This is a genomic window from Thermocaproicibacter melissae (genome assembly GCF_024498295.1).
GTDB classification, from domain to species: Bacteria; Bacillota; Clostridia; order Oscillospirales; family Acutalibacteraceae; genus Thermocaproicibacter; species Thermocaproicibacter melissae.
This window is the reverse complement of sequence record NZ_CP101827.1, coordinates 1,852,595-1,878,749: the sequence shown is the minus strand read 5'-3', so window position 1 is coordinate 1,878,749 and position 26,155 is coordinate 1,852,595. Positions and strand designations below refer to the sequence as shown.

Here is a 26,155-nt window from a genome sequence, read left to right as displayed (position 1 = left end):
TCTCTGAACTCGCTTGTAAGCATTTCGGAATTATTTCGCTTTTGCTCTCGACTTCGAGTAGATATCAAATGCAACCGCGAAAATCAGAACAAGTCCTTTTACAACCTGCTGAATGTCGGTGCCGATGCCCATGATGGACATGCCGTTGTTCAAAACGCCCATGAACAGAGCGCCGATGATTGCGCCGACCACCGTGCCGACGCCGCCGTACATGGAAGCTCCGCCGATGAAGCAAGAGGAGATGGCGTCGAGGTCATAGCCCTGGCCGACGAGAGGAGACGCAGCGTTCATTCTTGCCGCAGAAACAATTGCCGCAACCGCGGTGAGAACGCCCATGTTCACGTAGCAAAGGCACAGAACCTTATTGGTGTTGATGCCGGAAAGCTTTGCAGCACGCTCATTGCCGCCCATTGCATAGATGTATCTGCCGGGAACCGTTTTGGTAGTGAAAATGCTGTAAGCAACGACCAGAACCGTAATAATGATGAAGACGACCGGAATGCCTTCATAGGCTGCAAAGAAATAGGACAGAAGCATAATGGCCGCAGCAATCAGAACCAGTTTTGCGATGAACAGCGGCTTTGAAAGAATATTGGAAGTGTATTTTGCCTGCTGTGCCCGTTTCCGGATCTCCATGATAATCAACAGAATCGTAATGATTGCGCCGACAAGATATGCTGTAATATTTACGCTTGAACCGGTAAACTGAAAGATATCCGGAATAAATCCGGAGCTTATGTACTGGAAAGATTTGTCGAACGGGGCAAGTGTCATGCCGTCGAGAACCCTTGTGGTCAGGCCGCGGAAAATCAGCTGGCCGGCCAGCGTTACAAGGAAGCCGGGCATGCGGTAATAGCCAACCCAAAAGCCTTGCCAAGCCCCGATGCCAAAGCCGAGAAGCAGCGCAACGATAATTGCGAGCCACAACGGCTGGTGGTTTTTAATCAACATGATGCCCAGTATGGCGCTGATAAAGGCCAGAACCGAACCGACGCTCATGTCGATGTTTCCTCCGTTGATGAGGAGGAGCATCATGCCGACTGCAAGAATGAAGACGTATGCGTTTTGAAGAATTACGTTATTGATGTTCATCGGCCGGAAAAGAACGCCGCCCGTTGCAAACTGGAAAATAATCATGAGCAGAATCAGCGCAATGAGCATCGTATATTGCCGCAGATTATTTTTAACAACTTTTTTGAATGAATCCATCAGACTGCCTCCCTGTTACTTTGCATGATGCACTTCATGATTGCTTCCTGCGAGATTTGTTCGCCACTCAACTCGCCCACAATGCGTCCTTCGTTGAGAACATAGATGCGGTCACACATACCAAGAAGTTCAGGCATTTCGGAAGAAATGAAAATCACGGCTTTTCCTTCGTCGGCAAGCTTGTTCATAATGGTGTAGATTTCATATTTCGCACCCACATCAATTCCCCGTGTTGGTTCGTCGAGAATCAGCAGGTCTGGTTTTGTGAAAATCCACTTGCTCAGAACGACTTTCTGCTGATTGCCGCCGGAGAGATTGATGCATTTCTGGAATACGCTCGGGGTTTTTATGTTGAGCTTTTTGCAGAAATCTTCGGTCACATTGATTTCGGCGTTTTGGTCAATCATGTGCCGTTTTGTCAGGCTTTGAATTCCGGCGATTGTTGTGTTCTGCACAACGTCACCGATGAGGTTCAGACCGTCGCTTTTTCGGTCCTCCGTCGTGTAGGCGATGCCGTTCTGAATGGCCTGCTTTACGTTGTTTATGTGAATTTCCTTGCCGTTTTTGTAAATTTTGCCGCTGATGTTCCTTCCGTAAGATTTTCCGAAGATGCTCATGGCAAGCTCGGTTCTTCCGGCTCCCATCAGCCCCGCAAGACCGAGAATCTCACCTTTCCGAACATTGAAGCTGACATCGGAAATCACCTTTTTGTCCGCAATAATCGGGTGATAAACGTTCCAATGCTCGATGGAAAACATAACGTCGCCGATTTTCGGCACCCTTTTTGGGTAGCGGTCCGTCAGTTGGCGGCCGACCATGCCCTCGATGATGTTGTCTTCACTGATGTCGTCTTTTTCTTTGTCAAGCGTTTCAATGACCATTCCGTCACGGATGACCGTGATGGTATCCGATACCTTGGTAACTTCCTTGAGCTTATGCGAAATCAGGATGCAGGTCATGCCTTCTTTTTTCAGCTCGAGCAGAAGGTTCAGAAGATTGTTGGATTCTTCTTCGTTGAGCGAAGCGGTGGGCTCATCCAGAATCAGTAGTTTAATGTTTTTTGAGAGTACCTTTGCAATTTCAACAAGCTGCTGCTGCCCGACGCTCAATTCACGCACGATGGTGTGAGTGTCCGCCTTAAGGCCCACCTTTTTCAGAAGCTTTTCGGCTTTTTCGTGGGTCAAATTCCAGTCGATAAATCCGTGTTTCGCCTGTTCGTTGCGCAGAAAAATGTTTTCACCTACGGTTAGCTGCGGAATGAGTGCCAGCTCCTGATGAATCAGGCCGATTCCAACCTTTTCGCTGTCGCTGATTGTTTTGAATTGGCAGACTTTATCTTCAAAAACGATGTCACCGGTATAAGTGCCATACGGGTACACACCGCTTAATATATTCATGAGTGTGGATTTGCCGGCACCGTTTTCGCCGATCAAGGCATGAATCTCGCCTCGTTTTACCGTCAGATTCACGTTGCTCAGTGCCGTAACACCGGGAAATGTCTTTGTTATGTTTCTCATTTCCAGTATATTTTCACTCACGCTATCATCTCCAGTTTCTCAAAATGAGAATCACCGCTTTGCAAGAAAACTTTTTGGAACAGGTTCGGCTTGCGGTATTCCCGCAAGCCGAATCCGTGAACGTGCTGTGAATTACTTCAGCTGGTCAGCTGTGTAGTAGCCGCCCTTGATGAGGATGTCTTCATAATTGCTCTTGTCAACATATACAGGAGTGAGAAGCTCGGTCGGAACAACTTTCACACCGTTGTTATAATCGGTCGTGTTGTTCGTTTCAGGCGTGCTTCCCTGGAGCATTGCATCAACCATGGAGACAACTTTTTCAGCAAGAAGGCGTGTGTCTTTGAAAATGGACATGGACTGCTGACCGGCAATGATTGCCTTTACATTTGCAATGTCGCAGTCCTGACCGGTAATAATCGGGTATGGTTTATCGGATGTACCGAAACCGTTGCTCTGCAGCGAAGCGATAATACCGATTGCAAGGCTGTCGTTGGGGGAAAGAACAGCATCCAGTTTTGTGCCGCCGGTGTATTTGGAGGTAATCAGGTTATCCATTCTTTCCTGAGCTTTGGCGGAAGTCCAGGTGGTAATGGCGACCTTTGCAAAATCAATCTGGCCGCTTTGAACAACCAGCTTGCCGCTCTTGATGTACGGATTCAAAACGTCCATAGCGCCGTTGTAGAAATAATGCGCATTGTTGTCGCCGGGATCTCCTGCGAAGATTTCAATGTTGAAGGGGCCTTTGCCCTCTTTCAGGCCGAGCTTTGTTTCCAAATACTGGCCCTGCATGGCGCCGACTTTGTAGTTATCAAAGGTGGCATAGTAATCGACATTCGGCGTTTTCATAATCAGACGGTCGTATGCGATTACTTTGCAGCCGCTATCCTTTGCTTTGCTTAACACATCGGTCAGAGAAGACCCGTCGATTGCGGCTATGACGAGAACCTTGCAGCCTTTTGTAATCATGTTTTCAATCTGCTGAACCTGTGTGTTTACATCGTTGTTTGCATACTGGAGTTCAACCTTGTAGCCCTTTGCTTCGAGCTTCTGCTGCATGTTGGAACCGTCCTGATTCCACCGCTGGAGCGACTGGGTCGGCATCGAGACACCGATCATCGTGCCAGAGGCAGCCGCATTGTTATCTGTCTGTGCGGACGAGGTTCCTCCGGTACTTTTGCTACAGGCAGACAGAGAGAGAATCGTTGCGCACGCCAACAAAGCCGCCAGAACTTTTTTTGCTTTTTTCAAGTCAAAAACCTCCTTTATATTTTCTCAACCGGACAAAGTTCCGTAACTGTCCGCTGGGTTAAGGAAGAATCATTCTTCCCTTTCAACAATTGATATGTTATAATAAAAATCGAAAAAAATCTCTGCACGAAATTATGAAATTCTTACAATGTTTACGAACTTTTCTGGTTAGGCAAAGCAAATAGCAATTTTTTGTGCATAAAATTTTCTAGATAGATTCGTGCAATTTACAGGTAAATTTCAATCGGATTTCCGACAGATTGAAGGTTGATTTGCTTTGTGGCATGGAAGAAAGAATTGCGGCATGAAACGTGCGTTCAAAATTTCTGCCTGCGTTCTTGCTGCCGTTCTGTGCGCCGCGCTGTCCAGCTGTTCTGGCTGGAACGAGCAGAACCATGTCAAAATGATTGATGAGGCTGACAGCGGCGGCCAGCAGCTCCGGTATCATTTTGCACTGATTGCTCAGGACATGGGGGATCCCTTTTGGCAATCCGTAAAAAAGGGCGCCTTAAAAGCGGCAGAACAGGTTCAGGCCGCAGTGGAATCGGATGGCCCCGTAGTGCAAGATGTGGATGCCGAGCTCAAATATTTCAACATTGCCATCGCCGCAAAAGTAGACGGGATTGCCGTCTATGTTCCAGACAAAACAAAATTCCGGCCGCTCATCAATGAAGCAGTCGGAAAAGGAATTAAAGTAATTACGATTGAATCGGATGATAATGAGAGCAACCGTGAAGCATACATAGGGCCCGACAGCTACGATGTCGGCCAAGCTCAGGGAGATTTGATTGCGCAGATCGGGAACAGCTGCCCGGCACTTATTCTCGGCGGCAATTATTCGCTGAACAGCAGCATGAGCAACTCCCTACAAAAAGGCCTTCAAAACAGCCTGCGTCGGAAACTGAATATCAGTCTGCAGTCTGTTCATAACTCCGGCGGAGGTTACTTCAAAGCGGAGGAAATCATCCGCCGCATCCTTTACCAGTACCCGAAGGTCAATACCGTGATTTGTACAAGCGAAAATGACACGTTGGAAGTCGTCCAGGTGCTGATTGACCTGAACAGAACCAAGGACATCAATGTCATAGGTTACGGGAATTCCATGCAGATTCGTGAATATATCCGCAACAGCATTGTATTTGGTTCGGTTTATGAAAGCCCGGAGGAAACAGGCGCAAAGTGCATTCAGTGCCTCGCTGACCTGATGAACGGGAAAAAAGTACCTCGGGTAATTAAGACAAGCGTGTATTCCATCACAAAAAACAATCTCGTCAATTATCCCGGATAGCTGAATGGAGGGTGACGGAAGTTGAAACTTCGACCTTTCGCAAAAGGGCAAAAACGCGCACGAAATGTTATCCGGAAAAAGCTTTTGCTTTTCTTTTTTATAACTTTTTTTATCGTAAATACCATCAGCCTATTTACATACTACACGACCAGAGTATTGACGGAAGAAATGAACGATATTTTCAGTAACGACAGCCTCCTCACAAACCTGAGCAACACATTGAATTCCGTCGAATCCAGCCTTAAGGACTACTTGACAACCAGTCGTTCGAGCGACCTGTATGATTACCTCAACGCAAGCAATGACCTTCGAGATATGTCGCTGAACCTCAAACCGAAACTTTCCAACAAAGAGAGTGATATTCTGCTTTCCAACATCAAAAATCTCATGGTGACGTACCTAGAGACTACGGATTTTGCGGTGCAGGAAAAGCGTGGTCGCGATATAGCCGGCTATACCCAGCAGTTCAACAAGGCGACACAGGTCTACGATTATACAAGCGAATACATTGATAAGCTAAAAATCTATGAGTTCAAAGAGAATAACGCCTATTATGTTCAGGCCTCCAGGAGACTTGCCTCCCTGCAGGTGTTCAATATCGCGGTTATCATTCTCGCAACGATTGTCGATTTTGTCCTGATTATTTTGTTCTCCTATCGTATGACGGAACCGATTATCCGCCTTTCCAAGGCCGCCAGTAAAATCGCGCAAGGCAACTACGACGTTCCTCCGGTCAAAGTCCGTTCGAACGATGAGGTGAAAACGCTTGCACTGTCTTTTAATCACATGGCGGAGAGCATTAAGCGTCAGGTTGTTGAGATTCAGGAAAAGACGAGAATTGAAAACTGCCTGAAAGAACAGGAAATGCAGAATCTGAAAATGAAATCCATGCTGAACGAAGCGGAACTGCGTTCTCTGCAGGCACAGATTGACCCGCATTTTATGTTCAACACATTAAATGCCGCCCTGCAGCTTGCCATGTTTGAAGGTGCTGACCGAACGCAGTTGTTTCTAGAGAATTTCTCCGGACTGCTTCGCTACAACATCGGCAACATGGGGATTCCGTCTACCTTGTTGGATGAAATTGGCAATGTTGAGAGCTATGTCTATTTGCTGAATGAACGCTACGGCAATAAGATTTCGTTTACGAAGGAAGTAGATGAAAATATCTTCAATGTGGAAATGCCGCGTATGACGTTACAGCCTATCGTCGAAAATTCCTTCATCCACGGCATCAACTCGCTGGAAAGCGGTGGGCAGATTAAGGTAGCGGCACATAGAAGTGGGCAGGCCATCCGAGTAGAAATCTCCGACAACGGCCGCGGGATGAGCAGGGAAACCATTGAGCAGATCCTTGCCGGTTGCCCGTTTGAAACCGCGGGGCCAAAAGGAAAAGATGGTTGGAGCATCGGCTTGAAAAACGTAATCAGCCGGCTTATGCTTTTTTACCATGTTGAAGATGTAAACAAAATCGTAGAAATCGAGAGTCAGGAAAAAGTCGGAACCTGCGTTGCAATCATACTGCCTATTGGAGAGCGGGAAAGTAGCTATGTATAAACTTTTGGTCGTCGATGATGAACAAATCGTAACGGATTCCATTGAGTATATGGTCAAAAAGTTCATGCATACCCCGATACAGACGGAAGTTGCTCATTCCGGGCGTGAAGCAATTGAGAAAGCTGCCACCGGCCATCCGGATTTTGTAATCATCGACATAAAAATGCCCGGAATTAACGGCTTGGAAGCCATCCGGGAGATTAAAAGGGAGAACCCCGGGACCCTGTTCATTGTCATTTCCGCCTTTGCGAAGTTCGATTATGCCAAAGAAGCAATTCAGCTCGGCGTGATCGAATATCTAAATAAACCGCTGACCCGCAAAAGCCTCATTGATGCTCTTGAAAACGCAGTGAATCGAAAAGAGCAGGAACAGATTAAGCTGAAGACGGAGCTGGATTACCGAGAGAAAATCGCCTATGCACGCCCGGCTCTTGAGAACAGCCTGATTCACTGCATTACCTTCCCGGGAAACCACGATGCGGAGATTGCTTCCCTTGAGAAAATTCTCGATATCAGCGGCGGCGGTTATATCATGACAATTGAAATCAGGCCGGGGGAAGGCGCCGCAGAGATTTCACCCGACCTCGGCGAAAGAAAAGTCTATCCGCTTCTTCGCGAAATACTGAAGGAAGCCAATGCGGCATGTGTGGTCGGCCCGCTGCTGGTGAATCGTGTTTCCGTTTTTGTTCCGTGTGCGGAGGGCAGTACATCTGGGCAGAGGGACAACATCATGTCCTTTTCCGCCGAGGTTTACCGTCAGCTTTGTAAAAACATCGCCGGCCGGAATTTCCGAATCGGCGTGGGGAACAAATACACATCTTTACAGTGCCTGTACAAATCGTATGAGGAATCAATCAAAGCAATCCTCTCCGAGAGTAATCAGCCGGTGATATTCTTCCGGGACATTTCTGACAATTCAAAGCAGGAGAAACATTTTCCGCAGGAAGAAGAAAAGTCCATTCTGAAAAAGATTTCCTGCGGAGAAACGAATGCGGCTCTTGCCTCTTTTGAGAATCTCTTCGGGTGGATGATAAACCGATACGGTGCAGATCTGAGCGCTCTGAAATCGGCGATGCTCCCGCTTGTGGTACTCATTTTCAATGTTTCGGGTTCAAAGAGTTTTGAGAGTGAGGAGAATTACGGCAGCAATTATGTGAACAGTTTTCTGGCGCTGCAGAATCAGGAAGCAGTCCGTGTATGGGTGAAGAATCTGATTCAACAGGTCAGTGCCGCGATGACGGAAATTCGCGAAAAAGGCCTTTCACCCGTAATTAAAATTGCGGTCGACTACATTGCCCAGAATTATAATAAAAATATCACCTTGGAAGATGTGGCCGGTGCGGTCAACGTGAGCCCCACCTATTTCAGCAAGGTATTCAAGGAGGAAGTGGGCAGCACATTCATCGACTACCTCACAATGCTTCGCATCAAAAAGGCAAAACAGCTCATCGCTGAAGGACGGCTCAGTAACAAGGAAATCTGCAATATCATCGGTTATTCCGACCCGAATTATTTCAGCAGGGTATTCAAAAAGACCGTGGGGGCGACGCCAACAGAATATCAGTTCCTGCTGTCGGCCCATAAGGCAGACGAAATCATGGGAGGTTAGCAGCATGTTCAGAAAAGTATGCCGGCTTTTTATCATTCCATCGGTTTTGGCCATGCTGCTGATGGTTGGGTGTTCCCCTCGCCATGAAACCTCTCCTACGTCCCAAAAGCGGCCGCTGATTGGCTTTTCCATGGATACCCTCAAAGAAGAAAGATGGTATCGCGACAAGGAAATCTTTGAGGAAGAGGTCAAAAGGCAAAATGCGGATATCCTCGTCAGCATCGATTACGAGGACTCCGCAAAACAGCTCCAGCAGGTGAAGCAGATGGTCTCTCAGGGCATCGATGTACTGGTGATCATTCCACACGACGCGGTCGATGCGGCATCCGCTGTCAGTTATGCCAAGCAGCACGGCGTGAAAGTCATTTCGTATGATCGGTTGGTCCGCAACGCGGGCGTCGACCTTTACATATCCTTCGACAATGAAAAGGTGGGAAATTTGCAGGCGTCCGCCATCACCCAAAAGGTCGGGAACGGAAATTATGTCATTATTAAAGGGCCTGCGTCTGACTACAATACCGTTGTGATTAAGCAAGGAATTATGAGTGTGCTCAACCCCTACATGGCTTCCGGGAACATCAAAGTTGTAAAACAGGTTGAGGCCTATGATTGGATGGCAGATGAAGCATATGACTGTATTCTAAGCCTTCACAATGAAGGAGTGAAAATTGACGCGGTGATTGCGGAAAATGATGCGCTCGCGGGCGGAGCAATCGACGCGCTTTCGGAATGTCAGATGATACCTTCCGTTCCCGTAGTGGGAATGGATGCCGACCTCGCCGCCTGTCAGAGAGTGGTGGAGGGTCAGCAATATATGACCGTTTACAAGCCGATTCGCACGCTTGCTACCATGGCGGCGAAAATCGCGGTCAAAATGGCAAAACAGGAAAGCATTCGGGCTGACGACCAGATTCATGACGGCACGAAGAACGTTCCGTACATCAAGATAGAGCCGATTGCGGTTTACAAAGACAATATGGTTTCCACGGTTATCAAGGACGGTTTCCACACGATGGAAGAGGTTTACATGAACGTCCCGAAGGAGCAGTGGCCTCAAAACTGAAAAAATGTCTGGCGGCCTACTCTATTGGGATGGGCCGCCTTTTCATGTAATGGGCAAAGAAATTTACGGAATGGTATATTTAAGCAAAAGAAGAAGCCGCAAACCTATTTTGGTTTGCGGCTTCTCTTGGTGACCTCGGGCGGATTTGAACCGCCGGCCTACCGCTTAGGAGGCGGTCGCTCTATCCAGCTGAGCTACGAAGTCAAGTTTAAAAGGCACTTTCCAATTATAGTTGACGCAGGTCGTTTTGTCAATGAACAATCGTTCCCGTCGGCTGATTGCCGGCGGGAACGAGAGGAAAATCAATTGGTACGTTTTACAGCACTGTCTGAGAACATTTTCTGCAGTGTTACCGGGTCCGCAATACCCGTAGCGGGGAGTCCATTCAGGTACTGGAAGTCCTTCACAGCCTGCTGGGTTCCTTCTGCGAACAACCCACTGGGTTTGACGAACATGTAGCCAAGCTCAAGCAGACGGTTCTGCATGGTCAACACATCGTCATTCTGCATGCCTATCTTCAAAGTCTGGTTCAGGTTCATTCCGGCGGAGGAAGAGGATGCCGCAGACGATGCGGAACCAGAAGAAGATGCTGCCGCCGAGGAAGTCGCTGCCGAAGAAGCTGCTGAGGAAGAAGACGCAGTCGAGGACGAAGGAGCTACGGAAGAAGTGCTTTGGTTCAGCTGCGGATATACGGTTCCGGCCATAAACGAAACAGCGTTGATAATCTGCTCGCCCTGGAGCTTCATCATAGACGGGTCCATCTCATAAACGCGGTTGGATTTCACCGCATCAAGCTGTTTTAGCTGTTCCGATGCAAGCAGCGCTTCTTTTACGCCTTTTGCACAGAAGATGTATTGGGGGTTTGCCAGAAGAAGCTCGTCTATGCTGAATTCGTTGTTCTCCGCGCTTTCCGCCACATTCTGCATACCAGCCGCGGAAACGAGACTACCCGCAATCGTGTCACCGGTGGCGGCATGTCCCATGGCATCATAAAGATAAACGCCGGTAACAGCCGTTTTGCTTTTCGGAATCTCGCGCGTGATATCGTCGATGGTTTCCCATATTCCGGAAGCAATCGTTTGGCCTTTTTCATAGCCGGTCACGGCACCTTTTAGCGCTGCACCGACTTCTGAATAAAGCCGTGCTAGATCAGCGCGGGAGGTTGCCGGAGAAAGGGTTAAAACGGTAATGCCATTATCCTGCATCGCTTTTTGTTGTTTTTCTGTCAGCTTGGTGTCAGTAAAAACGACGTTTGCACCGGCTTCTTTGATTTTTCCCGCATCGTCAGCCGTAACATTCGGCAGAGCCTCAAGGTCACTCTGCGTGCAGTCTGCACTTTTTGCCTTCAGGGTGATTTCATAGCCAAGAGCGAGGATAACGTCGGCTACATTCGGGGATAAAACAGCGGCCCCGGTGGGTTCGCTGTGAATTGTCACTTCACCAATGGTAACGGGGAAATCCTTGTTTCCCACGCCGGATGAAATATCATTCTGTTTTGTGCATGCAGAAAGCAGTGTCATCGTTGAGAGGACAGACAGAACAACTGCTACCCATTTTTTAAACATCGCTATCTCCTTTCACGTCGACGCAGGGAGAAGAGTTCTGTTTCAGACGTGCTTCCACACTGCGAATGTACTGTTTTGCGCACCGCGGTGATCTTCCTCCGCGGGCGATGGCCCATTTTTCCGCCCCATCTTCGAGCTCGCTCGTGTCGATTTTCAGGCCGCGCTGTTCCGCAAGCCGCCGGACGATGGAGAGGTATTCCTCTTTGCCGGGAATCACAAAATTGATGGCAAGACCGAACCGGTCATAGAGCGAGAGACTTTCCTGTATCGAGTCGCCGCGGTGGATTTCGTCGCCTTCGCGGTCAGAGAAGGTCTCGCGCACAAGATGACGGCGGTTTGAGGTCGCGTAGATCAGCACGTTGTCCGGGCGGGCGGCGAGTCCGCCTTCCAGAACAGCCTTCAAAGAGGCATAGGTGTCGTCTTCGCGGTTAAAGGAAAGGTCATCAATAAAGATGATGAATTTCACGGGAAGAGCCGCAAGCTTGTCGGCAAGAATCGGAAATTCCGAAAGAGATTCCTTCGGCATTTCAATCATGCGAAGCCCCATCGGGTAATACTCGTTGAGCAATGCCTTCACGGTGGAGGATTTGCCGGTTCCGCGGTCTCCGTAGAGCAGGCAATTGTTGGCGGGATAGCCTTTGACAAAGGCTTCTGTATTTTCAATCGCCAGCCTGCGCTGCAATTCATAGCCTTTCAGGTCCGAAAGACGAATTTTGTCCGGGTGAGACACGGGGGTAGTTTGCCCGTTACGCCAAATAAACGCGTGGTAACGGCTGTAAATGCCGCATCCGTTTTTGCGGTAATAGCAGGCGAGGTTGTTGAGAAATTCTTTCGGATTTCCGTCAAGCTCCGGAATCGGTTTTCCGGTGTTCCATTCCGGCAGATGCAGCGATGCCGCCTCTGCAGCGCAGGGAGAAGCCGCCAGAATATCGTTCGGCGTAAGCGCCGAGAGTTCGTGGATGGTTTCAACATCTCGTTTTGCTGCGGCAAGCAGTTCGGGAGAAAATGATGTCTCTCCGTTTGCCGCGGCAAGCGAAAATGCATTTTCATCATAGAGAAGCGTTTCTGTCAGGCAGCGCGCAAAACTGCCGCAGCTGCCTTCCTCACAAAGGGCAGAAACAAACTCTCCCCAGGCGAGAAAAAACTCCTGCCCGCCTTTTTCCGCTGTGCAGAGCAAGCGGTAAAAAGCTTTTGGGACAGGCTGGGACAAAATTCCCCGGAAAACAGAAAGGGATGCCATCGCAGCGGCAGCCCGGCTAATCTGATTCATGGATCTCCCCAGTTTCTAAGTAGTTTTCAGCTTGAGCCATATTTTTCGATTATTTTCTTTTTATTTTACGCTGTAGGAACAGTGGCTGTCAAGATAACGGCAGGATAACGGCTTGCGGAATGATATGGAATTTGCTAAAATAAAACGAATGAAGTCAGTAAAGGGGCAGATAAGTGGATCCTTGTCTGCCAGCGAACATTTGAGTGTTTGGGTCCGGAAATATAGGAAAGGAATCGTTTCAGTAATGAAATATGTTAAACGAATTTCTTTGATGCTTGCAGTTTCCCTAATTATGCTGCTGATGACTTCATGCAGCAGTACTCCAGATGCAGGTGTTTTGGTTCGTGAGGCAAAATCCGAAATTTCCAGTGCCAAAAGCTGTAGCGCATCGGTTAGCAATCACCTGACTTTTACGGTAGACGGCACCCGCCATGTTTTTGAGACAAAGAATGAATCAATTTACTGCGCCGACCCCTTTGCACTCAAATCTTCTCTCACTTCCAACAACGACGGTTCCTCCAGCACCAGCGAGACTTACACGGTTACCGAGAACGGGAGTGTGTATTTTTACTGCAAAACATCCACCGGTTGGCAGAAGACAGCGGTAGAGAATCTCGATACTTCTCCTGCCGCGCAGATTTCGGTTTTGCAGTTGCTGAACAATGTGGAGGACCAGAAATATGTGCGCCAGACGGAGATCAACTCAAAGAAAGTTCATAAAATAGAACTGAAGTTGAAAAACGAAGTACTGAGCAGTATGATCGAGAATATCGTCACGGCGTCCGGCATCGGAAGCGGGTCCGAAACAATCGTTCCGGCGCTGGTCGACAGTGCACCCACGGTTTACGGTTACTGCTATGTTGACGGCGACACCGGAAAGCTGGTGCGCCTGGAACTCGATGCCACAGATGCCTTGAATCATATCTTTCAGAATATCGAGGGAAACGAAGTTCAAATTACCGTACAGAAAGGCGATGTTTCCGGCGATTTTTCGGGCATCGACAGCACCCCAAAAGTAGAGCTTCCTGCTGAAGCAAAAGACGCCACTTCCGTGGAAGCCGCAGGCTGACGGGGAACAATAACTCTTGACATTTCAGGTGCTTGCCGTTAAAATGAGAAAGTACGTCAGCACGGAGCTATACCGTCTTTCTTTCCTTTTCGGCGAGCACCTATTTATATTTATGGAAGCGTATCGAAGTGGTCATAACGGGCCTGACTCGAAATCAGGTAGCCCGCAAGGGCTCGTGGGTTCGAATCCCACCGCTTCCGCCAGCAGACTGAGCCTGCACGCAATTCACGCTCCTCACATGATGGGGAGCGTTCTGCTTTGCGCGCTTTTGTGCCTGCATCTATTTTGAACTAATACAAAATGGGACCGAGCCAACCGGCTCGGCCCTTTTTTCGTGGTGAGCAAGAACTCAGAGTGCTGAAGCCACTTTGCCGTAAATTGGATTGATATATTCAAAGATGTTATAACCTGGGTGTTCAAATAAGTGCTGGCAATGGCACAAACCAGACAGCCATCCCTGATATGGAGCAATAAAAAAACGGTAAAATCATTCAACCGCAGGTTGAACGGAAGACGCGAAAAGTCAAATACGCCTCCATTGCGGAGCCTTTGGGTATCGGATATACTAGTATGCAAAGGAAAGGCCTTCCTCAAGTGGAAAGTGAGGAATCTATATGCAGTTATCCATTGGAAAAAATATTCAGAATAAACGTAAAGCCATGGGGCTGACGCAGGAGCAGCTTGCCACGGCAATCGGTGTTTCTGTCGCCGCGGTATCGAAATGGGAAACCGGAGTTTCCCAAAGTTAAGGAAACCACCACCAACTCACGCTGACCTTGCCTGTGCAGTACACCCGAAGGGCTATTAACAATACCCGGCGGCATTCGACCCATGAAGGGGCTGAATACCGCCGGGTATTTTGCGGGGTTCCCAAAGGGGGCACCCCCTTTGGCACACTCACTTTGCGAAGCAAAGTGTAGTGTGTTATACGCTCTGGCAGCGTTTCCGTTTCAAATGCCAATGCCGCCGCGAAGGGCAGGGACGTTTGAAGCAGAAAGGAAGCGGATGTGAATTTGCGGCAAGAGCGTATATGAAAAATGTGAATTAGGAAATTTGTCCGGTTGGAGAACAGGTAATAGATACGGAGGGATCAACTGTTGTGATAGGAATAAATCCCAATTTTTTAGACATGGAAGCTGACATGTTTGCGGTTCCGCCACTTTTCCAAGTACGTTCATTTTTATAAGTCCAGCCACTTGCAATCCTATGGCTGGTGCTCATCCGATTTACCCACGCGGAAGATCTGTTGTAACCAAAATTTGCAGTTAGCGTTATTGAGTGAAAAATAAATTGGTTCCAACGGATAAGACTGGATTAAAGTAGTCTATTTCGATAATTTCAGGAGGTCAGTGGATTTATGATCCTCTGACCTCTTTACTATATATTTTTTAAGTAGTAAAATGAAACAAATAAGGAGAGGTCGGTATGATAAAAGTTCAGCATTCAAGGCCGCATTTAATTTTCTTTATACTGTATTCGCTATGCAATTTTGTACTATGGTATTTATCAGATAATGGCGGCCTTTTTATTATGTTAGTTTGGAATGCCTTTTTATCATTTTTACCTGTGCTTTTTTCACAATTTACTGTTTCTTCTTTAAGTAATCATAAGCGTTTTTGGATATTATGGGCATTACTTTGGATTATTTTCTGGCCCAATACGTTTTATATGGCAACAGATATTGTTCATTTTACAGGAGATGCTTTTTTTCAAGTAGTAAAAGGTATTCCCTATGTTGAACAGCCTCAGATCATATATTCAGATAATCTTCTATTATGGTCAAAAGGAGTCATAATTGTTTTAGGGATTTTATATGGAATTATGAATGGAATTAATTCAGAAATGATTTTTGAAAACATCCTCATAAATAAATATGGGAAAGGTAAAAATCTACTATTACGTTTTATATGCTCAATTTTGGGTGGAATAGCAATTTATATAGGACGATTTTTGCGATTCAACTCGTGGAATATTTTTAATCCGATCAGAATAGTGACCGGTTTCCAGCTTTCTGGGCATGAGTGGAGATTCGTCTGTGGCTTTGTAGGAATATTTGCTGCATTTATACTGTGCATATTGAGTTTTGCAAAAGCCTTTTACCGGCAAAAATACAAAATTGATACATTAAGTTGAGATATTTTCTCATCAAGTATATCTTGACTTTGATTTTTCAATCGTCCTGTTTCAACTCGTCAATAATTCCGCGCTGTTTCAGCAGCCAGCCGATGAAATCCCGTTCCGCCATTTTCCCGGCCTTGACCTCGGCCTTGCGCCGTTTGGCCTCAATGCGAAAGTCCTTCATAGCCTGCTCCGCCGCCGCGATCCGTTTAGGATCGGCGGCATTCTTTTTCATGTGATCCACACCGCGCAGCCAGAACATATACGTGTTTTTGTGCTCCTTCTCATAGTCCAGTTCCCGCGCCTGCTCGTCAAACTTTTGTTTGTTCCGCCGCCCCTGCTCCCGTTTGCACTTCTCGCTGCAAAAGGTGGGGATATTGGCGGTTCTGGCAAGGAACAGCTTGCCGCACAGCTTGCAATGCTGGAAGTACAGCTTGGAATAAATATTTATTGAAATACAATAAATATTTATTGACTTATCCTTTGCAATGTCATATAATACTGGTAAACTTATGATAGAAAGGATGTTGGCTTATGGATCAGGTACGGCTTTCCAGATGGCTGAAAGCTATCATTATCGGGACTGGCATTTGCGGCACGGTGATTTATTTTCTGGTCTTTCCGATGATTGGAAAAGACATTGTATCCGATTACCCGGAGTTTCACTCATGGTATTGGCCGTGGCTGATTTTTCTGTGGATTACGGCTGTTCCATGCTACATCGCGCTTGTGAGCGGATGGAAAATTGCGGCAGACATCGGAAGAGATCGTTCCTTCAGCTTCGAAAACGCAAAGCGCCTCAAACTGATTTCAATCCTTGCGGCGGCTGATGCTATCCTTGTCTTTGCAGGAAATCTTATTTTTTTGTTTTTGAATATGAGCCATCCGAGTGTGTTTCTCATGGCGCTGCTCGTTGTGTTTGGCGGGATTGTGTTATCCGTAGTATTTGCGGCACTTTCCCACATGGTTCTGAAAGCTGCAAAGCTGCGGGAAGAAAATGAACTGACGATTTGAGGGAGTCTGCCATGATTGTTTTTAACATTGATGTCATGCTTGCCAAACGCAAAATGAGCGTGACGGAGCTTTCCGAAAAAGTCGGCATTACGCTGGCAAACATGTCCATTTTGAAGAACGGAAAAGCAAAAGCCATTAAGATTGAAACGCTCAATAAAATCTGCAAAGCCCTAAATTGCCAGCCCGGGGATATCTTAGAGTGGAAAGACTGTGACGAAATTCCGAAAGAATAGAGGAAGGAAAACGCGGAACATGGGGATGACTGCTCCATGTTCTGTTTTTTAATGAAATTAAAACACGACGACCAAAAGCATCTTAAACTGTTCCAGTCCGTAAACGGCATGCGGATGCTTTGCCGGCATAACAATGGATTCACCTTGGTGCAGTTCATACGGCTTTCCGTCGATTGTAAGTCTGCCGACACCGTCTAGGCATGTTACGAGAGCGTCTCCGCCGGATTCGTGTGTGCTGATTTCTTCTCCCTTGTCGAACGAAAATACCGTGATGCTGACGGCATCGTTTTGAACCAATGTTTTGCTGACTACCTGCCCGGGCTGATAATTAACCAAGTCCTTCAAAGCAAGAACTTCTGCTTTCTGAATATTTTTCATCTTATCCATCTTTTATCACTCCTTCTTTTCCTTATATATCATAGCAGAATGAAACCCCAAAATACATTCCTTAAATAAGCGTTGACGCAGATTTATACAGAGTTAATATGAAAAGGCAGGAGCAAAAAAAGAAGGAGCAGCGAAACACTGCTCCTTTTTTTCTTAAGAGATTCCGAGTTCATCCATCTTTGCCCGAAGTTTGAGGAAATCCTCAAATGCGGCGGGCTTGTTGTTCGGGTTTCGCAGAAGGGCGGCGGGGTGAAGGGTTGCCATCATCAGAACTCCGTTTTTCTCGAAGAACTGCCCGTGCTCTTTCATAATGTGAAAATCGGGGCGTATGAGCTTCATGGCCGCAATTCTGCCCAGACAGACGATAATCTTCGGGCGGATAAGTAGAAACTGGTTGCGCAGCCAATCAATGCACATTTCCTGCTCTTCGGGCAGCGGGTCGCGGTTTTTCGGTGGACGGCATTTTACAATATTCCCAATGTAGATATCCTTTTCGCGGTCAAGGTCAATTGCCGCCAGCATCTTGTCCAGAAGCTGCCCGCTGCGGCCGACAAACGGTTTTCCCTGCAGGTCCTCCTGTTCGCCCGGACCTTCGCCGACGAACATCACTTCAGCATGCGGATTTCCCATTCCGACAACTACATTGGTGCGCCCTTCACACAGCCCGCATTTTGTGCAGTTGTGGCACGCATTTTCAAGTTCTTCCCATGTCGTATACATGGCGGCAGCGCCTCCCGAGGATTTTCAGTCCCGTTCATTATATCATAAATCGACATGGCGGAAAAGCGGCCGGAAGCTTCCAATATGTGCGAATAAAAACGCCAAAACCGCGAATGTTGTTTTTATGCGATGGATACCGTCATACCCAGAAATAGAAAGAGATTCCAAGAGTGATGACAAAAATACCTAGAATACGCCCGATAATAGCCGATTTTTTCAGCCCATGCAATTGGACGGTCTGCGGTGTGCAGAATGGGAAGGCGAGCAACACACATCCCAGTGCAACTATGGCGAAAAAGAACCATTGTCAACATCGCAAGAAACGGTTGCCTTTTTCGGGGAAAACGGGTATAATAAGAAAGCTGAAATCGTCCGATTCCAGCTAAGCAAGGCAGAAATGCGTGCGAAAAGATATGCGGGCGGGCGGGCTCTGTGCGGCAGGGCACCGTGAACCATGTCAGGCGGGGAACCGAGCAGCATTAAGCGGATGTCCCTGTGCGATGCAGTCGGTCTGTTCGTCCGCATATCTTTTCGCATGAACCGTGTTAGCGGTCTGTCTTGCTTTCCGTTTGTTAGGATTAATTTTTGGAAAGGCGGTGGCGGAAGGCTTGTATCAGGTGTTGTATCGGAAATGGCGCCCGAAGCGGTTTTCCGATGTCGTTGGTCAGCCGCAGGTCACCGTTACGCTCAAAAACGAATTAAGGTCCGGACGGATTGCGCATGCATACCTGTTTACGGGTTCGCGCGGAACGGGCAAGACGACATGCGCAAAAATTCTTGCAAAGGCGGTCAACTGCCTGAATCCGCAGGACGGAGACCCCTGCGGGGAGTGCGAGATTTGCAAGGGCGTTGAGAACGGTTCCATCATGGACATCGTGGAAATCGACGCCGCCAGCAACAACGGTGTGGAAAATATCCGTACCCTGCGCGAGGAGGCACATTTCACGCCTGCCGCCGCAAAGTACCGTGTCTATATCATTGACGAAGTTCACATGCTCTCCGTCGGTGCGTTCAATGCGTTGCTGAAAACGCTGGAGGAACCGCCGGCGCATGTTATTTTTATCCTTGCGACAACGGAAGTTCATAAAATCCCAGCGACGATTCTTTCCCGATGCCAGCGGTTCGATTTTCACCGAATTCCACCGCAGGAGATTGCCGACCGCCTGACTTATGTCGCCGAGCAGGAGAACGCAAAGCTTGACCCGCAGGCGGCTCTGCTGATTGCTCGTCTGGCGGACGGCGCCATGCGTGACGCGCTTTCCATCCTGGACCAGTGCTTTGGCCGCAGCAAAAATGTAACCGAACAGGTTGTTGCGGAAACGGCCGGCCTTGTCGGGCGGGAGCATCTGCTTGCTCTTGCGGATGCCGTCAAAGCGGGAAATTCCGCCGCCGCGCTTGAAATCGTAGACAGGCTTTACCGTTCCTCAAAAGATATGGCCCGCCTGTGCGAGGAGATGTCCTCGCATTTCCGCGGGATGATGCTGATAAAAACCATGAAGAACGCGCGGGAGATTCTCGCGGTTCCCGAAACGGAATTCGTGCAGATGGAAAAACAGGCCCTCTCCACGCCGCTTCCCGTGATTCTGCATGCAATTGATACCATGCAGGAAACACTGGAGAAGATGTACCGCGGAGGCGACAGGCGCACGGTGTTTGAAATGGCGATGATTCGCCTCTGCACGCCGCAGCTGGATACTTCAGCCGAGGCGCTTCTGCGCAGAATCGAAGCGCTTGAGCAGGGTGCACCCCAGCGTGCTCCGGCTCAGACAAAGGCGGAAAAGCCTCAGACCCGTGCCGAGCAGATGCCGCCTGCGCAATCGAAACTCGAACCGCAGGAAAGGGCGGAGAACGCGGCAAAGCCGGCTGAGGGGAAAAAGGACGCCGAGCAGCTCCAAAAGGAAGCCAAGCAACTGGCGGAGTGGCCGGAGATTCTTCAAATCATCAAATCGTTTTCGCCGGCGGCGGGGGCTGCCTTTACGGGCTCCACGGCGTATATCAGCGGAAACTATGTTCTAATCGATGCGCCGAATCAGCTTGCACTGAAATTTCTTCGCCAGCCGAACCAGCGCGAAAATATCCGGCAGGCCATTAAACAAGTGCTTGGAAAATCCTACAGCCTTGGGCCATATCGAAAGCCCGAAAAGAACGAGGCGGAAGAAGATCCGCTTGCGGTTTTGGCAAAGAAGGCCGAAGCTGAGGGCATCGAAGTTATTAAAAAATAAACAGGGGGATTCCATATGAAAGCAAGATTACCGAAGGGATACGGCGGAGGGCCTTCCAACCTGCAGCAGCTCGCACAGCAGGCACAGAAACTGCAAGCACAGATGACCCAGCTCACCGAGGAACTGGAAGCAAAGGAATATTCCGCGGCCTCCGGCGGCGAAGCGGTAAAGGCTACCGTTACCGGCAAAATGGAACTGAAATCGCTGGAAATCAAACCGGAAGTCGTTGACCCCGAAGACGTCGAGATGCTTTCCGATCTTGTAATCGCTGCCGTAAACGAGGCACTTCGCGCTGCGGAGACCGATAAGGCGGAACAGATGGAGAAGATTTCCGGCGGGCTGAGCATGCCGGGGTTGTTCTGATATGTCTGAGTTTCATATTGCGCCGCTGGCACGGCTGGTGGAACAGTTCCAGCGGCTGCCCGGCATCGGTTATAAAAGTGCACAGCGGCTGGCATATTATGTTCTAGGCCTTAGCGACGGCGAGGTCAAACAGCTCACCGATGCCATCCTCGAGGCGCATGACAAAATCCATACCTGCAAGATTTGCTGCAATCTCACGGACCAGGAGCTTTGCTCCATTTGCCGCAACGAATCGCGCGACCATGCCACCATCTGCGTGGTGGAAAATCCGCGCGATGTTGTTGCCATGGAGCGTACGCGCGATTACAACGGCGCTTACCATGTGCTGCATGGAGTCATCTCCCCGCTCAATGGTGTCGGTCCGGAGCAGCTCCGAATCAAGGAGCTGCTGGATCGCGTGAAGTCCGGAACGGTGAAGGAAGTCATCATGGCGACCAACCCCACGGTCGAAGGCGAGGCAACAGCCATGTATCTTTCCCGCCTGCTCAAGCCGATTGGGGTAAAGGTGACGCGCCTTGCTTACGGAATCCCCGTCGGCGGAGATTTGGAATACGCTGATGAGGTAACGCTCTCCCGCGCGCTGGAGGGGCGCAGTGAACTATAACTTTCAGAACGGAGGCTCTTCATGGCGAAGGAATCGCTGAAAACGATAGCCAAAAACAAAAAAGCATATCATGATTACTTCGTGGAGGAGTCCATGGAAGCAGGCATTGAGCTGCGTGGCACGGAGGTGAAATCCGTCCGCAGAGGGCAGGTAAACCTCAAGGATTCTTGGTGCTCCATCGACGGAGGAGAATTGCGGGTTAACGGCATGCACATCAGCCCGTATGACCATGGTAATATCTTCAACCAGGATCCGATGCGCGTGCGCCGCCTGCTGATGCACAAGCGAGAAATTATGCGTCTGTTCGGCCTTGTGAAGCAGGACGGGTATTCGCTTATTCCGCTGTCCATTTACCTGAAAGGTTCGCTTGTGAAGGTACAGGTGGGTTTGTGCAAAGGCAAAAAACTCTATGACAAGCGGGCAGACATGGCTGCGCGTGCCGCAAAGCGGGATATTGAAAGGGCGCTCAAGGAACGTAATCGCTGAATATGGGGATGTAAAGGCTTCGACGGGGGCTGTGAACCAAGGCAAGCGAGCAGCGAGGCGGAACGCTATAATTTCGCAAAGCAAAATAAACGACAACAATACTAACGCCAATTATAGAATGGCGCTCGCAGCTTAATTAAGCTGCCGTCCTTACCGGGAGCACCGCGGCCCGGATAAGGGCGTCGACTAGCGGTGAACGTGAGCCGGGGGACGCCTTTACCCCGGCCATGACTTGAAAGGCTACCAAAGTGAGAAGCCTGCCTTTGGGCGTCACACTGCGGGAAACTGAAAACATAGGCTACGCTCGTAGAAAACCTTGGCAAATTACCCTCGGACACGGGTTCGACTCCCGTCATCTCCACCAGTAAAAAAGGAGCACGCTACAAAGCGTGCTCCTTATTTATAGAACACAGAGACCCGAAGGGGAGCGGTGCGCCTGCCGTCATTCAGCCAGACAAATCATTCATGACGTTCCCCTGAAGCAGCGGAAGATGAACTTACTGAAGCCGAGAACAGCTTCAAAATAGAATCTGCTTAGCGGAAAGGCACTTCACATCTGTGAAGTGCCTTTTTTAGTGCCAAACAGTTTATTGATTTCTCGATATTACATGTTTGCAGAGATGGGATAGAGTACAATAAAGTTCGCAATTTCGAGAAAGTATAGAAAAGCCATTGGGACTCCTTTAAAATGAATGGTGTCAAGACATTCAAAAAGGAGTTGGTCCCAATGACTCAAGGAAAGAATAACACAGATCTTACGGAATTGCTACTGAAATGTATGGCGGAGCCCGACCCGATGCTCAGTATGCTGGAATGGCTCTGCGCTCAACTGATGGAGGCGGAGGTTTCCGGCCTTGTGGGGGCGGAAAAGAATGCGCACAATCCGTCTCGAAGTGACTACCGCTGCGGATATCGTCCCCGGAGGCTGGATACTCGCGTAGGGACGATGTATCTCATGGTGCCAAAGCTGCGCAGCCATGGATATATCCCGTTCTTTGTCACTGAACGCAAACGCAGCGAGGCGGCGCTGGTACAGGTTATTCAGGAGGCATTCGTGCAGGGCGTGTCCACACGGAAGATGGAAAAGTTGGCTCACAGTCTGGGGATAGAGAACCTCTCCCGCAGTCAGGTCAGTGAGATGACAAAAGGGCTCAATGAACAGGTACAGGAATTTCGCAACCGTTCTCTGACGGATACTCGTTATCCTGTCATTTGGACGGATGCCCTGTACGAAAAAGTCCGTATGGATGGCCGTGTCGTCAGCATGGCGGTGATGGTTGTCTGCGGCGTCAACGAGCAAGGGCACAGGGACATTCTCGCCGTGGAGCCGATGCTGGACGAATCCAAAGAGAGCTATTCCCAGTTGTTTCAAAGTCTTTTGGATCGCGGCTTGAAAACACCGCTGCTGGTGGTTTCCGATGCGAACAAAGGGCTGATTGCCGCCATCCGAGAAAGTTTTCCCGGCGCATCCTGGCAACGCTGCAAAGTGCATTTCATGCGAAATATTCTGGCCCATATACCGCAGAAAGAAAAAGAATCCTTTGCGGTCCAACTGAAAGAAATCTGGCTGGCGCCTTCCGTCCAATTAGCGCGACAGCGCGCAAAACAGTTGTCGGAGCAATATGGGAAGCGGTTTCCCAAAGCAATCGAGCTTCTGGAAGACGGGCTGGAGGACTCACTGGCTTTCTATGCATTCCCCGAGCTTGATGCCCGTAAAATCTCATCGACCAATATGCTGGAACGGCTGAACAAGGAAATCCGGCGCAGAACCAACGTCGTCGGGATATTCCCAAACAAAGATTCCTATCTGCGGTTGGTTACAACATATCTCATGGAATACGCTGAAGACTGGTCCGTTTCCAGAGCATATTTGAATCCCAAATCGATTCAGACACTTCTGCTAAGCGCAGCTTAATTCATTTCGTGGAGTCCCCAAATTGCGAACTTCTCTTGACATAGCCAGAGATGGAAAATGTGTAATGGTTAGATTTATGGAAATCTATTGACAAATAATCTTATCAATTTTACCATAGTGTTCAGTGCAGTAATATTTGAAAAGAATTTTCATGGTATTTTTCTCGTTAAGTAGTCCTTGCCTTCTCAGAAGAATATTTTTTGGATTCGGCCAACAACACAGCAGCGCAAAAGATTCATGTTGTTTGGTTCCATTCACAAGATAGGAGAAACATAAAAATGAAAAATCAAAAGTACCGTTATGCTACATCTAATCGGGAAAAAAGCATTAAACAATTCCTCGATTCCCGGAAAGGAAAAGTCTTATTTTCTTTGCTTTGTGTTGTGCTGATTCTCGTGGGCAGTGTCCTCACAGTAGGCGGCTACTTCTTGTCAAAAATCGGATATACTCCTTTATCAGATTTTGAACTGGCAAGCAGTATTCCTCCGGAAGAAAAAGATGCCGGTACGGAAGGAATTACCAATCCCGATGCAATGCAGTTTGCAAGCGGTGATCTCAAAAGCGATCCGAATATCAAAAATATTCTTCTCATCGGCTCCGATACACGCGGGGGAGAGAAGTATGGACGTTCGGATTCCATGATGCTCCTTTCCATTAACAGCAAGACGAATCAGATCAAGTTGGTTTCATTCCTGCGGGATATGTATGTCAAAATCAACGGCATGCGAGATACCCGCATCAATGCCTCTTATGCTTACGGCGGCCCAAAACTCCTAATTGACACGATTCAGAATAATTTTCGCGTTAAAATCGACAATTACGTTACCATTGACTTCCAATCCTTTGACAAAGCTGTTGACATTCTGGGCGGTGTTTCAGTCACCCTAACGAAGGCTGAGGTAAACGAATTAAATAACCATCCAGATTATTTTGTGACCGGCAATGTTCAAAAAGTTACAGTCGGCGTGAATCATCTGAGCGGCAGCGGTGCATTGGCATATTCCAGAATCCGTTACATCGACAGCGACTTCGGTCGAACCGGGCGTCAACGTAAAGTTATCAGTGCAATCTTGTCTTCGCTGAAACATTCCAATCCGGCGCAGCTTATGAGTATTGCCGATTCCGTTTTGCCTTTGGTGAAAACAGATTTAGACGACTCACAAATTGTTGCTCTTGCTACCCAAGCCTCTGCGATTCTCAACAACGACACCCAGCAGCTTGCGATTCCTGTGAAAGGAGCTTATAAATCTGAGAAAATCCGCGGTATGTCCGTGCTGGTGCCTGATATTGAAAAAAACAAAGCGGCCCTTTGGAAATTCCTCTATAATATCGAATAGTCTTTTTGTGGGCATTGCCGGCTGATTCCATGTCACGCCTCCGCTTTGCTGGAGAGAAAATCTGCCGGTGCCTGCGCAATAAAGGTCGTTCTGCAAAGTCAATGCCTGAAAATCAATGAGAACAATGTCGCCAAGATTTGTGAGGTGCCCCGATAACAGGGGCCTTTTTTCTATTATGTCATTAGATGATATTCCAAAGCTGTTCATCGGATTCCGGTTGGTTAGCATCCGCCATGTGGATGGCTGCTGTTTTTGAGAAAGAGAGACGGCAAACGCAATTTCATTCTGGATAGAATGAGAATTGGCATGAGGTGAGTTGTAGACCATTTCATGAGCTAGTGAAGAACAGTTACACGGAGTTCGTCAAATACATACAGTAAGTGGGGAGCCGACAAATGAAATTGGTGATTCGTGGACTCAAAAAAAGCTTTGATGACAAAGAGGTACTTCGCGGAGTGTCTTTTACGTTATATTTTCTCGTGCAATCGGTATCGGGAGATTTGCAAGGAGATTTTAACACCCGAATATCTATCCCTTGGAGAAAATAACGTGCTCAATGAATCGGAAAATTACGCTGAATAAAGCGCAGGTCAACAACAAAACTGGTTACCGATATTTCAATGAGCTGTTCATGAAGCGCCATGAAAAGCTGCTCACCAAGAGCACGAAACACATTACAATTGCTATGGCAATCTTTTTTGTCGCCGCTGTTATTGCTTGTAAAGTTTTCCCGAATTTTAACAGTGAAGTCAACAAAAATTTGCTGAACCTCCTGCCGTTTTTCCTTTTTGTCATGTACCTTATCAATCGAGGCAAGGTTATCACAAAGGCCATGTTTATGAACTGTGACCACAGTATGCTCGCTTACCGCTTCTACCGTCAGCCGAAAACGATTGTCAGTCTGTTTGTGGAGAGGTTAAAATATGTGGTGCTGATTAACCTCATGCCCGCGGGTGCGATTGCCGTGTCTCTTCCACTTCTGCTATTCATCTCCGGGGGGACAGACCAGTCGTTGAATTACTTTATTTTGTTTCTTTCCATCATTTCCATGTCCGTCTTTTTCTCGGTTCACAACATCGTGATGTACTACCTTTTCCAGCCCTACAGTGCAGATATTGAAACGAAAAGTACCACTTACGGAACAGTTAACTATCTCACTTACTTCATTTGCTATCTCGTAGCCAGAAGAAGGGATTCCGCTCTTGTTTTTGGCACGATGTCTACGGTTTTCTGCCTCGTTTACATTGTGGTTGCAATCCTTCTTGCTTACCGGTTGGCGCCGAAGACCTTCCGCCTCAGAAAGTAATTACGTTTTAGAGCGTCCGTAAGACGTTTTCCTTCAGGGCGAAAATCCGAAATGA

23 protein-coding genes, 2 tRNA genes, 2 other RNA genes and 1 pseudogene are annotated in these 26,155 nt (G+C 48.2%); 19 read left to right on the top strand and 9 right to left on the bottom strand.

Annotation, left to right across the window (positions count from 1 at the left end):
* Positions 1-30: 30 nt before the first annotated feature.
* From mmsB to chvE, 3 genes are all read right to left on the bottom strand, one after another.
* The gene (gene mmsB, locus NOG13_RS09050; RefSeq protein WP_283110219.1) at positions 31-1,209 is read right to left on the bottom strand and encodes a multiple monosaccharide ABC transporter permease; all 1,179 of its coding nucleotides are present in this window, start codon (positions 1,207-1,209) and stop codon (positions 31-33) included.
* The gene (gene mmsA / locus NOG13_RS09045; RefSeq protein WP_283110218.1) at positions 1,209-2,747 is read right to left on the bottom strand and encodes a multiple monosaccharide ABC transporter ATP-binding protein; all 1,539 of its coding nucleotides are present in this window, start codon (positions 2,745-2,747) and stop codon (positions 1,209-1,211) included. The genes mmsB and mmsA overlap by 1 nt, the downstream gene beginning before the upstream one ends.
* A 111-nt stretch (positions 2,748-2,858) precedes the next feature.
* Complete coding sequence (gene chvE, locus NOG13_RS09040) at positions 2,859-3,974, bottom strand: multiple monosaccharide ABC transporter substrate-binding protein (protein ID WP_346347656.1); 1,116 nt, start codon at positions 3,972-3,974, stop codon at positions 2,859-2,861.
* 304 nt (positions 3,975-4,278) lie between these two features.
* Here chvE and NOG13_RS09035 point away from each other — a divergent pair, with 304 nt between their 5' ends.
* The 4 genes from NOG13_RS09035 to NOG13_RS09020 are packed head-to-tail and all read left to right on the top strand — an operon-like array spanning position 4,279 to position 9,491.
* Entirely contained in the window at positions 4,279-5,262 is a 984-nt protein-coding gene (locus NOG13_RS09035) for a sugar ABC transporter substrate-binding protein (RefSeq protein WP_283110217.1), read from the top strand.
* A gap of 21 nt (positions 5,263-5,283) precedes the next feature.
* A complete protein-coding gene (locus NOG13_RS09030) occupies positions 5,284-6,819 on the top strand; it encodes a sensor histidine kinase (RefSeq protein WP_283110216.1) in 1,536 nt (511 codons plus the stop codon).
* Positions 6,812-8,428 carry a response regulator gene (locus tag NOG13_RS09025; protein ID WP_283110215.1) on the top strand — a complete coding sequence of 539 codons (1,617 nt, stop codon included), beginning with the start codon at positions 6,812-6,814 and terminating at the stop codon, positions 8,426-8,428. Before NOG13_RS09030 ends, NOG13_RS09025 begins: the two co-directional genes overlap by 8 nt.
* 4 nt (positions 8,429-8,432) lie before the next feature.
* Positions 8,433-9,491 carry a sugar ABC transporter substrate-binding protein gene (locus NOG13_RS09020; RefSeq protein WP_283110214.1) on the top strand — a complete coding sequence of 353 codons (1,059 nt, stop codon included), beginning with the start codon at positions 8,433-8,435 and terminating at the stop codon, positions 9,489-9,491.
* 127 nt (positions 9,492-9,618) lie between these two features.
* Here NOG13_RS09020 and NOG13_RS09015 read toward each other — a convergent pair.
* The 3 genes from NOG13_RS09015 to NOG13_RS09005 all read right to left on the bottom strand — a co-directional run bounded on the left by NOG13_RS09015 (position 9,619) and on the right by NOG13_RS09005 (position 12,326).
* Positions 9,619-9,695, bottom strand: a tRNA-Arg gene (locus NOG13_RS09015).
* A gap of 98 nt (positions 9,696-9,793) precedes the next feature.
* Positions 9,794-11,056: a peptidoglycan-binding protein gene (locus NOG13_RS09010; protein ID WP_283110213.1), complete on the bottom strand. Its 1,263-nt coding sequence runs from the start codon at positions 11,054-11,056 to the stop codon at positions 9,794-9,796.
* Entirely contained in the window at positions 11,049-12,326 is a 1,278-nt protein-coding gene (locus NOG13_RS09005; protein WP_283110212.1) for an ATP-binding protein, read from the bottom strand. Before NOG13_RS09005 ends, NOG13_RS09010 begins: the two co-directional genes overlap by 8 nt.
* 244 nt (positions 12,327-12,570) lie before the next feature.
* Here NOG13_RS09005 and NOG13_RS09000 point away from each other — a divergent pair, with 244 nt between their 5' ends.
* The 4 genes and pseudogenes from NOG13_RS09000 to NOG13_RS08985 all read left to right on the top strand — a co-directional run bounded on the left by NOG13_RS09000 (position 12,571) and on the right by NOG13_RS08985 (position 15,528).
* Positions 12,571-13,395, top strand: coding sequence for a DUF6612 family protein (locus NOG13_RS09000; RefSeq protein ID WP_283110211.1), 825 nt, complete (start codon positions 12,571-12,573; stop codon positions 13,393-13,395).
* 114 nt (positions 13,396-13,509) lie between these two features.
* Positions 13,510-13,598: transfer RNA gene (locus NOG13_RS08995), tRNA-Ser, on the top strand.
* A 411-nt stretch (positions 13,599-14,009) separates the two neighbouring features.
* Positions 14,010-14,135, top strand: a pseudogene (locus NOG13_RS08990) (helix-turn-helix domain-containing protein); the annotation flags it as partial.
* A gap of 685 nt (positions 14,136-14,820) precedes the next feature.
* On the top strand, positions 14,821-15,528 hold the full coding sequence (locus NOG13_RS08985) for a DUF1361 domain-containing protein (protein WP_283109952.1): 708 nt from the start codon (positions 14,821-14,823) through the stop codon (positions 15,526-15,528).
* Between the two features lie 37 nt (positions 15,529-15,565).
* Here the strand turns inward: NOG13_RS08985 and NOG13_RS08980 are convergent, their stop codons facing one another.
* A complete protein-coding gene (locus NOG13_RS08980) occupies positions 15,566-15,775 on the bottom strand; it encodes a hypothetical protein (RefSeq protein WP_283110210.1) in 210 nt (69 codons plus the stop codon).
* Between the two features lie 272 nt (positions 15,776-16,047).
* On the opposite strand from NOG13_RS08980, the gene NOG13_RS08975 reads away from it, so the two are divergent.
* The gene (locus NOG13_RS08975) at positions 16,048-16,527 is read left to right on the top strand and encodes a DUF2975 domain-containing protein (protein ID WP_283110209.1); all 480 of its coding nucleotides are present in this window, start codon (positions 16,048-16,050) and stop codon (positions 16,525-16,527) included.
* Between the two features lie 11 nt (positions 16,528-16,538).
* Positions 16,539-16,760, top strand: a complete 222-nt coding sequence (locus tag NOG13_RS08970; RefSeq protein ID WP_283110208.1) for a helix-turn-helix domain-containing protein — start codon at positions 16,539-16,541, stop codon at positions 16,758-16,760.
* A gap of 57 nt (positions 16,761-16,817) precedes the next feature.
* Here NOG13_RS08970 and NOG13_RS08965 read toward each other — a convergent pair whose 3' ends face one another.
* Both NOG13_RS08965 and NOG13_RS08960 read right to left on the bottom strand, forming a co-directional pair.
* Positions 16,818-17,147 carry a cupin domain-containing protein gene (locus NOG13_RS08965; protein WP_283110207.1) on the bottom strand — a complete coding sequence of 110 codons (330 nt, stop codon included), beginning with the start codon at positions 17,145-17,147 and terminating at the stop codon, positions 16,818-16,820.
* Positions 17,148-17,300: 153 nt separating this feature from the next.
* Positions 17,301-17,867, bottom strand: a complete 567-nt coding sequence (locus tag NOG13_RS08960; protein ID WP_283110206.1) for a uracil-DNA glycosylase — start codon at positions 17,865-17,867, stop codon at positions 17,301-17,303.
* A gap of 421 nt (positions 17,868-18,288) precedes the next feature.
* On the opposite strand from NOG13_RS08960, the gene ffs reads away from it, so the two are divergent.
* From ffs to NOG13_RS08915, 9 genes are all read left to right on the top strand, one after another.
* Positions 18,289-18,387, top strand: an RNA gene (gene ffs / locus NOG13_RS08955) — signal recognition particle sRNA small type.
* 97 nt (positions 18,388-18,484) lie between these two features.
* Positions 18,485-20,089: a DNA polymerase III subunit gamma/tau gene (dnaX, locus tag NOG13_RS08950; protein WP_283111187.1), complete on the top strand. Its 1,605-nt coding sequence runs from the start codon at positions 18,485-18,487 to the stop codon at positions 20,087-20,089.
* Between the two features lie 15 nt (positions 20,090-20,104).
* Entirely contained in the window at positions 20,105-20,452 is a 348-nt protein-coding gene (locus NOG13_RS08945) for a YbaB/EbfC family nucleoid-associated protein (protein ID WP_283110205.1), read from the top strand.
* A 1-nt stretch (position 20,453) separates the two neighbouring features.
* Complete coding sequence (gene recR, locus NOG13_RS08940; RefSeq protein WP_283110204.1) at positions 20,454-21,056, top strand: recombination mediator RecR; 603 nt, start codon at positions 20,454-20,456, stop codon at positions 21,054-21,056.
* Between the two features lie 21 nt (positions 21,057-21,077).
* Entirely contained in the window at positions 21,078-21,542 is a 465-nt protein-coding gene (smpB, locus tag NOG13_RS08935) for an SsrA-binding protein SmpB (protein ID WP_283110203.1), read from the top strand.
* 4 nt (positions 21,543-21,546) lie between these two features.
* Positions 21,547-21,906: a transfer-messenger RNA gene (gene ssrA / locus NOG13_RS08930) on the top strand.
* Positions 21,907-22,269: 363 nt separating this feature from the next.
* Positions 22,270-23,457, top strand: coding sequence for an IS256 family transposase (locus tag NOG13_RS08925; protein ID WP_135661204.1), 1,188 nt, complete (start codon positions 22,270-22,272; stop codon positions 23,455-23,457).
* Positions 23,458-23,735: 278 nt separating this feature from the next.
* A complete protein-coding gene (locus tag NOG13_RS08920; protein WP_283110202.1) occupies positions 23,736-24,794 on the top strand; it encodes an LCP family protein in 1,059 nt (352 codons plus the stop codon).
* 556 nt (positions 24,795-25,350) lie between these two features.
* Positions 25,351-26,100 carry a hypothetical protein gene (locus NOG13_RS08915; protein ID WP_283110201.1) on the top strand — a complete coding sequence of 250 codons (750 nt, stop codon included), beginning with the start codon at positions 25,351-25,353 and terminating at the stop codon, positions 26,098-26,100.
* Positions 26,101-26,155: the final 55 nt, after the last annotated feature.

What these genes read in the sequence shown, in the direction of transcription:
- mmsB (WP_283110219.1), bottom strand. Translation starts at nt 1,209, where the DNA reads ATGGATTCATTCAAAAAAGTTGTTAAAAATAATCTGCGGCAATATACG.
- NOG13_RS09035 (WP_283110217.1), top strand. Translation starts at nt 4,279, where the DNA reads ATGAAACGTGCGTTCAAAATTTCTGCCTGCGTTCTTGCTGCCGTTCTG.
- NOG13_RS09025 (WP_283110215.1), top strand. Translation starts at nt 6,812, where the DNA reads ATGTATAAACTTTTGGTCGTCGATGATGAACAAATCGTAACGGATTCC.
- NOG13_RS09020 (WP_283110214.1), top strand. Translation starts at nt 8,433, where the DNA reads ATGTTCAGAAAAGTATGCCGGCTTTTTATCATTCCATCGGTTTTGGCC.
- NOG13_RS09010 (WP_283110213.1), bottom strand. Translation starts at nt 11,056, where the DNA reads ATGTTTAAAAAATGGGTAGCAGTTGTTCTGTCTGTCCTCTCAACGATG.
- NOG13_RS09005 (WP_283110212.1), bottom strand. Translation starts at nt 12,326, where the DNA reads ATGAATCAGATTAGCCGGGCTGCCGCTGCGATGGCATCCCTTTCTGTT.
- NOG13_RS09000 (WP_283110211.1), top strand. Translation starts at nt 12,571, where the DNA reads ATGAAATATGTTAAACGAATTTCTTTGATGCTTGCAGTTTCCCTAATT.
- NOG13_RS08985 (WP_283109952.1), top strand. Translation starts at nt 14,821, where the DNA reads ATGATAAAAGTTCAGCATTCAAGGCCGCATTTAATTTTCTTTATACTG.
- NOG13_RS08980 (WP_283110210.1), bottom strand. Translation starts at nt 15,775, where the DNA reads ATGTTCTGGCTGCGCGGTGTGGATCACATGAAAAAGAATGCCGCCGAT.
- NOG13_RS08975 (WP_283110209.1), top strand. Translation starts at nt 16,048, where the DNA reads ATGGATCAGGTACGGCTTTCCAGATGGCTGAAAGCTATCATTATCGGG.
- NOG13_RS08970 (WP_283110208.1), top strand. Translation starts at nt 16,539, where the DNA reads ATGATTGTTTTTAACATTGATGTCATGCTTGCCAAACGCAAAATGAGC.
- NOG13_RS08965 (WP_283110207.1), bottom strand. Translation starts at nt 17,147, where the DNA reads ATGGATAAGATGAAAAATATTCAGAAAGCAGAAGTTCTTGCTTTGAAG.
- NOG13_RS08960 (WP_283110206.1), bottom strand. Translation starts at nt 17,867, where the DNA reads ATGTATACGACATGGGAAGAACTTGAAAATGCGTGCCACAACTGCACA.
- NOG13_RS08945 (WP_283110205.1), top strand. Translation starts at nt 20,105, where the DNA reads ATGAAAGCAAGATTACCGAAGGGATACGGCGGAGGGCCTTCCAACCTG.
- recR (WP_283110204.1), top strand. Translation starts at nt 20,454, where the DNA reads ATGTCTGAGTTTCATATTGCGCCGCTGGCACGGCTGGTGGAACAGTTC.
- smpB (WP_283110203.1), top strand. Translation starts at nt 21,078, where the DNA reads ATGGCGAAGGAATCGCTGAAAACGATAGCCAAAAACAAAAAAGCATAT.
- NOG13_RS08925 (WP_135661204.1), top strand. Translation starts at nt 22,270, where the DNA reads ATGACTCAAGGAAAGAATAACACAGATCTTACGGAATTGCTACTGAAA.
- NOG13_RS08920 (WP_283110202.1), top strand. Translation starts at nt 23,736, where the DNA reads ATGAAAAATCAAAAGTACCGTTATGCTACATCTAATCGGGAAAAAAGC.
- NOG13_RS08915 (WP_283110201.1), top strand. Translation starts at nt 25,351, where the DNA reads ATGAATCGGAAAATTACGCTGAATAAAGCGCAGGTCAACAACAAAACT.